Raw genomic sequence first — 11,072 nt, 5'->3', positions numbered from 1 at the left:
TGCGCCATCCTGCGGTCTTCCCGGTAGACAGCCAGAAGCCCGATTCATACCGGTTGGAGGCTGATGCACCCCGGGTTGGCACGGCCTCGACGAGGGTGGGGGTCCTCTCGAAGGCAATGGCCTTCCAGAATCGCTAGGCCGCGACAACTCCGCAGATCCAGCACTCCAAAGCCTCGATACCGGCCACGTCGAGCACTAACGCGGCGTGATCGTAGGTCCCGTTACAGACCGGGCAGGAAGGTGCTGGGCCGTCAAAGTCGACCTCGACGCCTATCTCCAATTCGGCTAGTAGTTCGGTAAATTCCATACGTGTAATTCTAAAGGCATTCTGGGACAAAAACGTCACTTCGGACGTAGATCCGGGGCGGCTTCGAAATGGCCTGCTCCGACATGCCAACGATCGTTGGCGAAGGCGATTGCCTCACAGACCATTGGAGCAACCGATGAACCGACCGGCAGCGAACCGGGATCGGGGGTAAACCAGAGCATGCTATTGGCTATCCCAGACCCGGTCGCGATCGTGGCGGTACCAGGCTGATCTTCGATCCATCTTCCTGACTCCCACCGGACTCGGGATCGATGATCGACATCCAGTAGATGGCCCAAAGGGATGGTGCTTCGGCCCCGGCGTGTCTTGTCGCTGGCCAGGACCATCTTCTGTTCGAGAGCGTCCCAGTCGATATCCAGTAGGTGTCCAGCAGCAAGTGCCCGATTAACCAGTCCGGCAGGCAGGTCCTCAATCGCGCTTGCTTGCATGGCGAAGCCTCCGGATAGGCGCGGATTGAGCTCGGTCGGTCGGAAGCCGGCGGCCGTCATCACACCATCGATCGAGAACGCCCCTCGATAACCCACCGAGCGCCTCAGATACTCGCCAACTCGCGAAGCGATCTTCTTCATGCTGGTCCGGTCTTCCTCTCGTGGGTCCCAGGCGGTCGCCATCCCGGCATATTGGAAGACAGGATTTCCCTGTCTACGCAAGACGACCATCTCCACCGGCCGGAACGTCAGGGTCCGGTGGGGCACCACCAGCCCGTGGATCGAGCAGGGGATACCGTCGAGGAATGGCATGACCCGTACCCGATCCGACCGATGCTCAAAGTAGTCAAGTACCGCCGGCACGTCGCCAGGAGTTCTTGCCCACCGAACGTACTCACCACCACCGTGCCAGCCTTCTTTGTTGTCTCCGGTGACGACCATGCCTCGCCCCGAATCGAGCGACTCGAAGGCATCAAGTAATCCCGCCATGCTGACCGAGCTGTGCCGATATATTGCGTGTGGTGTGTCGGTTTCTTGCCAGATCCGGTCAGCGACGAGCTTGTCTTCAAGGGCAAGCCAATCGGCTGGCCGTGCTCCGAAGACGGGTCTTTGCGCGATAGAAGCCACACTCGCAGACGGTGCTGTGAGGACTAGGGCATCGCCATCAGGGTCGAACGTGTTGACGCTTGCCACGACGTCATCCCCTAGGTCGGCCAGGGCGGCGTCGAATGCCCTGAATCCATCCATTACAGAGGAGGCAGAGATTCCGAGAATCGAATGGGGCAGGGTCTTCTGCACAGGCAGTTCTTCTTGCCCTCGGCTCCCGGCAATCAGATAGGTCCGGAGTGCGCCAAGCTCACGCAGCCGGGCGGCGAATTCTACCGCACCGGTGGCAGCCTCAAAGGCCGCAAGGATTGGACGTCCATCCACAAATGGTCTGATCGCCGCACGGTAATCGGGCTCCATCGCCGACAACCTACATCGTGCAGGGGGCCGTTGTAGGAAGATTTGGCCCGCTACGAAGCGGCGGCGTCGGCAGTTTCGGCGCCGACCGCGACAAATGCCGGGCACAGATCTTGGTAGGAGCACCAATCGCACAATTTGTTGACTCTCGGCGGAAAGGTCTGGCTCTCGATCGCTCGATCGATGGCTTTCCAGAGTGCCTGGAGCTGTTGATTCATGGCGTCGAGCTGGCCGTCGGTAACCTCGAGCCGGTACATGGTGGGGCCGTTCAGATAGAGCAGACGCACCTCGACGGGTGTTCTTCCGAGCTTCTCCCTGATCAACAGCGCGTAGATCTTCAGGGCAAAAAAGGCCGGCTCGGCGAAACGCTCCGGGGGCGCCTTTCCAGACTTGTAATCGGTGATGATGAGCTCACCGGAGGGCGTCTCGTCGATGCGGTCGAGAATGCCGCGGATGGTGATGTCACCAAGGGGTTGGAGCATGTCCATTTCTCGCTCAAGCGGGTGAACTTCAGGCGGGTTCTCCACCGAGAAATAGTTGGCCAGGAGCTTCATACTGTCGACGCCCCAGGTGCGTTCCTCATCCACGCTGGCGAACAGGTCGGCGTATTCCTCGGTGGCTCGCATTTGAGTCCAGGCGTCGCGGAACAAGTCATACAATTTTTCGGGAGTCCGCGCGGCGGGGGACAGGTCATAGAGTTTCTGGAGAGCCAGGTGTGCGGTGGTTCCCCGCGCCTGATGGACGGTGGTTGGTTCAGGAAGTTTGTCGATCGAGCGAAACTTGAAGAGCTGCGGACACAGCTTGAAGTCGCTCGCTCTGCTCGGTGAAAGTGTCTCCAATGCCATGGTGCGACTATACGACATAGGAGTGACACGTTTGTTATTCACCAGGGTTGCGGCCGGGCGATGTTCCGCCGATTTCGCATGAGAACGCCGTTTTGGAGGAAAGCGCGAAACCTTTTGCTAGCTCGCGAAAATTAGGTAGCGGATTAACTTGTCAGTCCTACCGAAGTGCGGTACGTTACTTAGACCGCATCGACGGGACGGCCGGAGGGGCAACTCACCGGACAGAGCGACGGAGCGGATTGCTGAAACCGAGAGGGTTCAGTGAATGCTACTGGGAGAACGAGGCCCTCGGGCAGCGGAGTTCCAGAAAGCGGGGAAGCCCTGAAGTGGCACAGGCGCAAGTCTGAGTCTCGGCAGGGCTTCTTGCTTTTAACCGTCAAGTTCCACCGGTTCGTCAGTCTCATTCTGGCAGTCCCGCTCATTCTGGTTCTGGCAGTCCCGGCGTTTTCTGGCAGTTCCGGCGTCCATCTCTTCAGCCCAGGTGGAGGCGCCGATCATGGGACTCTTCCTGGGCGCCGCCTGCCCCGCTTGGCCGACCGGTGGACGGATTCGCCTCTGTAATCGTCAATGTGATGCGGCCAAACTCGCCAACAGGTCTGACCATAAATGCGCCAGCGACTCTGCCCGGGAAGGGGTCGCGAAAACTAGTTTCAAGTCGCGAAATCTAACCACGATCTGAGCTTGCCAAGTTGGTCGCGGTGTTCTACTTTTCATCTTGTTCGAAGCGAGGCGACTCGCAGAGAGCACCGACAACCTGAAACCTTCGGGCGACAGGGCTGGCCTTCGGGTCGGTGTTGGAGTCCCGGCAACGGGACAGCCGCTCGAACGGCTGAATCCACCTCCGGGTGGGGACAACGTTGGAGTGGTAGGTGGAACCGAAAAGGAGCCTTCGGGTTCGTTGGACGGAACCGCCGAGGCCCGCAAGGGTCGCCCTTTTTGGGCAAAGTGTGAGAGCACTGGACCGCAAGGAAGAGTGCAGGATCGCTGGCAACGGTCGAGCGGAAACGTGAGATCTAGCCACCGCCAACCGGCCCTCGGGTCAGTTGGTTGCAGAAGAGCCTTCGGGTTCGGACGCATGCCAGTGAAGGAGTCTTTCGGGACACACTCACCGGCGACGAGACAACCCCGAGAGGGTGAAGACTTCGGTCGGAACTTACTCGGGGTTTCTCGCGTTGGAGCCACCGTCGCGTGCCGATGCCGGGTAAAGTTTCACCATGGCATATCCGACCAAACTGCTCAGTGACGGCGAAAAGGTAGTGAGAGAATTTCGACCCCATTGGCAGGCGATCGCCCTGCCGGTAGGGATTGTTATCGGTACGACACTCGTCGGTGGCGTGCTCGGAGCGATACTCGACAATGTCGGGGTACCTTTGGCGATCGGGGTGGTGCTCGGGCTGGTAATTGCGATCCCGAAACTGATGGTCTGGGCCTTCACCAAGTACGTGATCACCAACGAACGGGTGATTGTCCGATCCGGCGTGTTTGCCCGTCATGGTAAAGAGATTCCACTTGAGGTCATCAACGATGTGGCGTTTTCCCAGAGCCTGCTTGAGAGGATGTTCGGATCTGGTGATCTGTTGCTCGAATCCGCCGGCGAGATGGGGCAGTCAAGGTTCACGAACATTCCCACACCGGAGGAAATTCAAACGCTGATCTATAAAGCCCGGGAGAGTCGAATGTCCGCTCTGAACTCGGGTCAAATCGCCGTCGACACGTTGACGACGCTCGCCCAACTCCATCGCGATGGGGTTCTCACAGATGAGGAGTTTGAGGCAAAGAAGCACAAGCTGCTCGGTGAGATCTAGTTGGAGTCTGTCCTCGTAACGTCGGCAACCATCGACGTCGCCAGCCGGCAAATTCCCCACCGATTGAGCGTCATTGGCTCGGTATCGAGTGCCGACGAAGCGGCGGCCGCCCGGGGGGTAGCTGTCAGCGCTCTCATCAAATCAATCGTGATCCGGCGGAGCGAAGACAATTATCTCTTTGTGCTCGTTCCAGGCGATCGGGCCATCGATTGGTCGAAACTGAGAGCTGAATTGGGGGTATCGCGGTTGTCTCTGCCATCCGCTGAGGAGGCGTTCGCAGTCACCGGGTATGTGCGCGGGACCATCACCCCGTTTGGGTCGTCGACCGCCTGGCCGGTGGTCATCGATGAGCGACTCGTCGGCCTTGGGGAGGTCGCGATTGGCGGCGGTGGAGGAGGGATTGGTATCCATTTGGAACCCGCCGCCCTGGTCGACGCTTTTGATGCCCGGGTGGCCGACGTCACGAAAGCAGGTTGATGGTCGACCTTTTGTGATCAGATGACGTATCCTGGTATCAGGCTGACATGTCGTGAATCCTGGTATCAGGCTGACATGTCGCGAAATTGAAGGGGATTAAACACCATGTACGAGGTGATGGAGTATACGGACGTGCGACCGTCCATTGACAACCCGAATCCGACTCCGCTTGAGCGTTCTATCGGGTTGTTTGAGGTTGAGCAAGATGCTGTGGAAGCCGGTCGAGCGGTTCGGACTGAGTTCATCGAGTCGGAACGGGCCGAGTACACATGGTGGACGGTACGCCAGCCAGGGTCACGTCTGGCCAACTGGATTGCTGATTCCCATTCTCCGAAAGAGTTCATGCTCGATCTCACCAGTGGTGAGCTCGTCGAGATGGAATGAGTCGATTCGGGGAATTCCTGGCCACCGACTGTGTCCGGGAGGAACTGATCATCGGGTCCGGAGTAGGCCTCATGGCTCTTCACGGAGGTTTTGAATTCGGGACACGACGGTTGGCTAGGTCGATCAGCGATCTCATATCCGTGAGCCTGTACACCGTGGTTCAACCAGCCGGCCTTGCCTGGCACCTGCCGTCGACCTCGTATGACCGCGCGGCGAGTCCCAACCTTCATCGGTTCCTTGAGCATGTACGACTGGTTGTTTCGTTCCATGGCTATCACCGGCCCGAACTCCCTGACAAGGTTCTTCTGGGTGGCACCAACCGATCACTTGCCGCGGCTCTCGATGAGGCCCTAGGCGTCGAAGGGGTCCCGGCTGTATCCAACCTGGCCGTAATCCCGAAAGCCCTCAGGGGTCAGCACGCCCGGAATCCGGTCAATATTCCGATCGAAGCCGGTGTCCAAGTCGAACTTCCCCGTTCAATGCGCCGACCGGTCCCGTTGGCCGGCATCGTGAGAGCGGTAAGCAAAGTGCTCGAGGGAATGGTCTGAGTCTTCGTACGTCTAATGTGGCACGGTCGACTCCGGAGAGTGCATTCATGGTTGCAGAGATTCATCGGAATCTGGCCTACCTCGTCGTCGGTTCTTGTGGATCGATGGGACTGGTCGGAGTCGGCTTCGCCATTGCCAAGAAAAACCCCCCCGCCTGGTTCGCGATCGCCCGGTATGTTGCACTTGGATCGGCTCTCGTGCAGGTCTCGTTGGGTTTGATCATGTACGGTCAGAACCACAACCCTGGCTCGATCCACATGTTCTACGGCATCGTCACGTTGTTCACGTTGGCTTTCGCCTACATCTATCGGCTGACATTGGCGAGAAGGCCCGGGCTTGGCTGGGGCCTCTTGTTGTTGTTTGTAATGGGCCTCGGCATCCGCGGATGGATGAATTACGGCCAGAGTTTCTAAGGAGGGCAAAGGCAAATGGGAATTCTGACTGACAAGAAGCTCCTCATCACTGGAGTATTGACGGACGATTCGATTGCGTTCCACATCGCGCGCATCGCCCAGGAGGAGGGCGCCGAGATAGCTCTGACCGGATTTGGTCGAGGGCTGCGACTCACCGAACGAACGGCCGCAAGATTGCCGCAACCGGCCGATGTGTACGAGTTGGACATCAACGATCCCTCGCACATGGAGGCTCTCGTAGTTGCCCTTACAGGCAAGTGGGGAAAGGTTGATGGCGCTCTCCACGCCATTGCCTATGCACCGGAGGATGCTCTGGGCGGCAACTTCCTCAACACTCCTCCGGAAAGCGCTCAGATGGCCTTTATCACCTCGGCGTTTTCCTACAAGACGCTGGCGGTCGGGCTACGACCCCTCCTTCAGGCAGCCGGTGGAGGTGGATTGGTTACGCTCGATTTCGACAATTCGAAAGCCTGGCCGGTATACGACTGGATGGGGGTCGCCAAAGTAGCGCTTGAGGCCGTAACCCGGTATCTAGCCAGAGATCTTGGGGCAGATCACATTCGGGTCAATGCGGTGGCGGCCGGCCCACTCAGCACGGTGGCCGCCAAGTCGATTCCTGGTTTCCGGGGATTCGAAGAAATCTGGGAGACTCGAGCTCCGCTCGGGTGGGATCCGACCGACCCGGACCCCGTCGCCAGAATGGCATGTGTCCTCATGTCAGATTGGGCGCTGATGACTTCCGGTGAGGTAGTCCATGTCGACGGCGGATTCGACGCCATCGCCGCCGCCCCTGGTGAATAACCGGCTCGGCCGACTTCTAGGTTGAGTTTTTGGCTCCTCTGGCGGGCCGTCCAGGGACGTTGCTGAGCGGGGCAAACTCCGGGTCGGCCCGATTGGTCATGAATCCTGCTCTTAACGGGAGCGTGACTGTGAAAGTGGCTCCGCCTCCGGGAGTGTCGGTCAGTTCGATGAGACCCCCCATCGCCTCGGTGAGCGACCGGACAATCCACAACCCGAGGCCCGTTCCGCCCTGGTGCCTCGTCGCAGCAGGGGCCAACTGGGCGAATCGTTCAAAGGCGACGTCTCGGAGGTCTTCGCGAATGCCCTCACCATGGTCGATGACCTGAATCCGGACAGTACTGCCGGTTTGTTGAGCCCCGATGTCGATGATCTGGTTCGGTGCGTATTTGAGGGCGTTTTCGATGAGGTTGCGCAGGATGCGGGACAGGTGATCCGGATCCACTTCGATGCCGACGTCTTTGTGAACCGAGGATCTCACGAGTCCTTGAGCGCCAGGAATCATGGCGGCCGTCTCGTCGACAAACGTTCGAAGCTGAACCGGGACCGGGTGCTGGGGGAGGGCGTTGTTGTCGATTCTTGAAACCATCAGCAGGTCCTCGATCAGGCGCCGCAATCGATCTGATTGAGTTCGGGCCGAATGCAGGAGATCGCGGGCGGCTGGTTCCTTGGGCGCCAGCTCGGGGCGCGCAAGCGTGGCCAGCGAACCGATGATCGACGTCAGAGGGGTTCGCAACTCATGGCTTACGACGCTCACGAAGTCGGTCTTCATTTGTGCCACATCTTCCATCCGCTTTGACGTCTCGGCGGCCGCCTCGTATCGCTCAAGTTGCGCCAGGATGAGAGCTGCAGGAGCCGCCAGAGATTCAAAGGTTTCCAGGTCATCATCAGTGAAGTCGCCGTCGAGTTTGTCGGCGATAACCATGACGCCGATTGGTCTCTGCTCGACCAACAGAGGAACTGAGAGCGCCGTTTTGATGCCAAGCTCGTAGAGAATGCCAGTATCCGGTTCTGCTCGAGCTTCAAAACGAGCGGACTGGCGATTCAAGAACACCGACGTCAGGTAGTTACGGTCCCGAAGCGAGATGTCGTATGCACCGATGTCGAGTTCGTTTCCAGAGGTCCAGATTGGGCTGACGACGACCAGAGAACCGAATCTCGGTTGATGAAGCAACACGAATCCGAGCTGAGCATCGAGGAATGAGCCGATCTTGCCGACGAGCGTAGGCAATACGGTCCCCAGGCTTTGGCCTTCGGCCATCGTCCGGGACACTTCGTAGAGGCGTTCGAGTTGGGTCTCTCGGCGCCGCAACTCAAGTTCGCGGGTATGGCCCTGATACGCCTCCCAGCGGAACTCGCTGGTCACCGCGCTCAATACGATGGCGACCACGATAAGGGTGGCGCTTTGGACGATGACTTCTTGAGTTGGGCGCAACGTTTCCCCGAACGCGTATGGCATGACGAAGTTGAGGATCAGGAGGATGCTGGTCGCCGAGAAGTGGATCCACCGGCCTCCCAAAGCTGCGGTGAACGAGATGACGGCGAAGTAGTCGATGAAGACGAGGGATCGAATCGGGGCGAGGGTCGACGCCAGGGCCAACGCGGCGATCACGAGGATGGCGCTGAGGCCCATGAGGATCTCGCCGCTCAAGCGCAGGAGCGTGGACTCCCAATCGATAAACGGCAGGATGGAGAAGGTAATTGCTACCGCCAGAACCGGAGCCCACAAACGGGGTTCGCTGAGCGGTACCTTCAGTCGATAGGCCCCGAACGCGGTGAGCGCGACCAGGAACCAGACCGCCCCGATGGCGATTCTCCAGAGCCGGGCCCGAAACGGGGCCAGGATCATCCTGCGTTGCTGATGGGTCAGATGGATGGCGATAGTCGGTTCCTCTCACCGGCCAGGGTAACCTGCGCGCCATGATTGTTGAGGAAACGCGCTCATACACCGTATCGGCTGATTTGTTGTGGCGCTAAAAGCCTTCTCCGATGGGGTCTTTTTTGCTGATGTCATCGGCGCAGACCGCCCCAGGGTGCTTGCCCTGCACGGATGGGCCCGCTCGCATGCCGACTTCAAGACGGTCCTGTCAGGATTCGACGCGATCTCCGTCGACTTTCCCGGGTTCGGAGCATCTCCCCAACCGGCGACCGGCTGGGGAGCGGCTGACTATGCCAACGCCATTCGACCGGTGTGGGAGCTATTCGACGAACCCCCGGTCGTGATCGGCCACTCATTTGGTGGTCGGGTGGCGGTTCATCTGGCTGAGGATATGCCCATGCGCTCATTGGTGCTCATCGGCGTGCCGTTGATTCGACCTCCTTCGAAGCGCCAGGCTGCGCCGGCTTTTCGCATGATGCGCCATCTGCATCGACTCGGATTGGTCTCAGACGAACGGATCGAAGTGGTCCGTCAGCGATATGGATCGGCCGACTATCGGGCTACGAGTGGGGTCATGCGTGACGTCTTCGTGAGGGTTGTCAACGAGTCCTATGAGGAGCAGCTCGACCGCTTGACGGTCCCGATCGAGATGCTCTGGGGCTCGGTTGATACGGCTGCCCCGCTCGACCTGGCGACACAGGCGTACGAGCGCCTTTTGTCCAACGGTGCCGACGTCCGGATGCAGGTGTTGGACGGAGTTGGCCATCATGTGATGGCAGAGCAGCCTGAGATGGTTCGGTCTCTGATAGCGGAGCTGTTGGAATGAACGGGGTGTTCGTCGTCGCTGCGACAGTTGTAGGAGCCGTGTCTTCGTTGCGATGGTTCCGGGTTGCCCAGCGCGAGCATTATTTGCCCTGGTCGGTGTCGGTGTTCGCCAGGCGATGGTGGCTCATTGATGCGGTGAACGTGACGCTGATAGCCATGGCGGCAACGAGTGCGGCGCTCGCGCTCATTGGGGTTGTTCCCCTGGTCACCGGAAGCATCACCCTCGTCTGTATCCTCGTCGGCCCGATCGGGTTGTCCCTTAAAGGCACTTCGTCACCGTTGGCGTGGACCGACCGGTTGCGGCGGGTAGCTCTGGCTGCCGGCGTCCTCTGGGTCACCATGGTCGCCATCGGCGGACTCACGGGATCGATTGGATTGTTGGCCTATGAAGCGGTGGCTCTGCCGTTGGTTGTCGACGTGGCGTTGGCCATCATGTGGCCCCTCGAAATGCGTTCGCAAAGGACCTGGATCGATCAGGCCCTCACCCGGATTACCGCAGTCAAGCCGACCGTCATTGGAATCACGGGATCGTATGGGAAGACCACCACCAAGGAATACACCCGGCGTTTGCTGGCCAGTCACGGTGCCACCGTGGCTACCCCGGCCAGTTTCAACAACAAGATGGGCCTGGCGAGGGCGATCAACGAGCATCTCAGCGATGGCAGCCAATACTTCATCGGCGAGATGGGAACGTACGGGCCAGGGGAGATTGCCGAGATGTGCCAGTGGGTTCCACCGCAGGTGGCGGTCATAACCGCCATTGGACCGGTGCACCTGGAACGATTTGGATCGCTGGAGCGGGTCGTGGAGGCGAAATCCGAAATCTTCGCCGACGCCCAAGTGGTTGTCTTGAACGTGGATGACGACCGTCTGGCTCGACTGGCCGACTCGATCAAAGACAAGCGGGTCATCAGGGTCTCCGCAGGAAAGGCGGCCACGGCTGATATTGTCCTCGCCGTCGACGGGGACAACGTCGAGGTTCGGGTCGATGGTTCGGTGGTTGCCCAGGTTCCGTCCGTGCCACTTCTTTCGAATCTTGCCTGCGCTATCGGGGTGCTGGTTGGTCTCGGACTCCCGCTGGCTCATCTGGCTGACGCCTTGCGGGGAGCTGATACTCCTGATCACCGTCAATCCGTTTTCACCTCTGAAGCCGGGGTGGTCATTATCGATGACACGTACAACTCGAACCCGGTCGGCGGCCAGGCGGCACTCGATCGCCTTGCCCGACTTGGTACGGGCCGCCGGGTGGTCGTGACACCTGGCATGGTCGAATTGGGGGATCAACAGGCCATCGAGAACCGCCACTTTGCCGAGAAGGCGGGGTCCGTGGCTGACCAGCTCCTTGTCGTGGCCAGGACCAACCGCCGGGCGTTGCTCGA

Annotated in this window: 12 protein-coding genes; 8 read left to right on the top strand and 4 right to left on the bottom strand. The window is 59.6% G+C overall.

Annotated elements, in window-relative coordinates:
* Positions 1 to 133 precede the first annotated feature (133 nt).
* From JJE47_15090 to JJE47_15080, 3 genes are read right to left on the bottom strand one after another with little or no spacing between them, the layout of a single operon-like run.
* Positions 134 to 307 carry a hypothetical protein gene (locus JJE47_15090; protein ID MBK5268745.1) on the bottom strand — a complete coding sequence of 58 codons (174 nt, stop codon included), beginning with the start codon at positions 305 to 307 and terminating at the stop codon, positions 134 to 136.
* Between the two features lie 35 nt (positions 308 to 342).
* Positions 343 to 1,722 carry a hypothetical protein gene (locus tag JJE47_15085; GenBank protein ID MBK5268744.1) on the bottom strand — a complete coding sequence of 460 codons (1,380 nt, stop codon included), beginning with the start codon at positions 1,720 to 1,722 and terminating at the stop codon, positions 343 to 345.
* Positions 1,723 to 1,772: 50 nt separating this feature from the next.
* Positions 1,773 to 2,564: a PD-(D/E)XK nuclease family protein gene (locus JJE47_15080; GenBank protein MBK5268743.1), complete on the bottom strand. Its 792-nt coding sequence runs from the start codon at positions 2,562 to 2,564 to the stop codon at positions 1,773 to 1,775.
* A 1,214-nt stretch (positions 2,565 to 3,778) separates the two neighbouring features.
* On the opposite strand from JJE47_15080, the gene JJE47_15075 reads away from it, so the two are divergent.
* The 6 genes from JJE47_15075 (at position 3,779) to fabI (ending at position 6,992) form a co-directional block, all read left to right on the top strand.
* Entirely contained in the window at positions 3,779 to 4,369 is a 591-nt protein-coding gene (locus tag JJE47_15075) for a PH domain-containing protein (protein ID MBK5268742.1), read from the top strand.
* Positions 4,370 to 4,846, top strand: a complete 477-nt coding sequence (locus JJE47_15070; GenBank protein ID MBK5268741.1) for a YbaK/EbsC family protein — start codon at positions 4,370 to 4,372, stop codon at positions 4,844 to 4,846.
* Between the two features lie 114 nt (positions 4,847 to 4,960).
* The gene (locus JJE47_15065; protein MBK5268740.1) at positions 4,961 to 5,230 is read left to right on the top strand and encodes a hypothetical protein; all 270 of its coding nucleotides are present in this window, start codon (positions 4,961 to 4,963) and stop codon (positions 5,228 to 5,230) included.
* The gene (locus JJE47_15060) at positions 5,227 to 5,778 is read left to right on the top strand and encodes a poly-gamma-glutamate hydrolase family protein (protein ID MBK5268739.1); all 552 of its coding nucleotides are present in this window, start codon (positions 5,227 to 5,229) and stop codon (positions 5,776 to 5,778) included. Before JJE47_15065 ends, JJE47_15060 begins: the two co-directional genes overlap by 4 nt.
* Positions 5,779 to 5,825: 47 nt before the next feature.
* Positions 5,826 to 6,191 carry a hypothetical protein gene (locus JJE47_15055; GenBank protein ID MBK5268738.1) on the top strand — a complete coding sequence of 122 codons (366 nt, stop codon included), beginning with the start codon at positions 5,826 to 5,828 and terminating at the stop codon, positions 6,189 to 6,191.
* Between the two features lie 15 nt (positions 6,192 to 6,206).
* The gene (gene fabI, locus JJE47_15050) at positions 6,207 to 6,992 is read left to right on the top strand and encodes an enoyl-ACP reductase FabI (protein ID MBK5268737.1); all 786 of its coding nucleotides are present in this window, start codon (positions 6,207 to 6,209) and stop codon (positions 6,990 to 6,992) included.
* Positions 6,993 to 7,008: 16 nt separating this feature from the next.
* Here the strand turns inward: fabI and JJE47_15045 are convergent, their stop codons facing one another.
* Entirely contained in the window at positions 7,009 to 8,838 is a 1,830-nt protein-coding gene (locus tag JJE47_15045) for a GAF domain-containing protein (protein MBK5268736.1), read from the bottom strand.
* A gap of 118 nt (positions 8,839 to 8,956) precedes the next feature.
* On the opposite strand from JJE47_15045, the gene JJE47_15040 reads away from it, so the two are divergent.
* Positions 8,957 to 9,694, top strand: coding sequence for an alpha/beta hydrolase (locus JJE47_15040; protein MBK5268735.1), 738 nt, complete (start codon positions 8,957 to 8,959; stop codon positions 9,692 to 9,694).
* The coding region (locus JJE47_15035; protein MBK5268734.1) for a UDP-N-acetylmuramoyl-tripeptide--D-alanyl-D-alanine ligase at positions 9,691 to 11,072 on the top strand (1,382 nt) is incomplete at its 3' end. The genes JJE47_15040 and JJE47_15035, both read left to right, overlap by 4 nt.

It is taken from the genome of Acidimicrobiia bacterium (assembly GCA_016650365.1).
Taxonomy (GTDB): Bacteria; Actinomycetota; Acidimicrobiia; order Spongiisociales; family JAENVV01; genus JAENVV01.
Note: the sequence above shows the minus strand (reverse complement) of the source record. Positions and strands in the feature narration are given on the sequence as shown.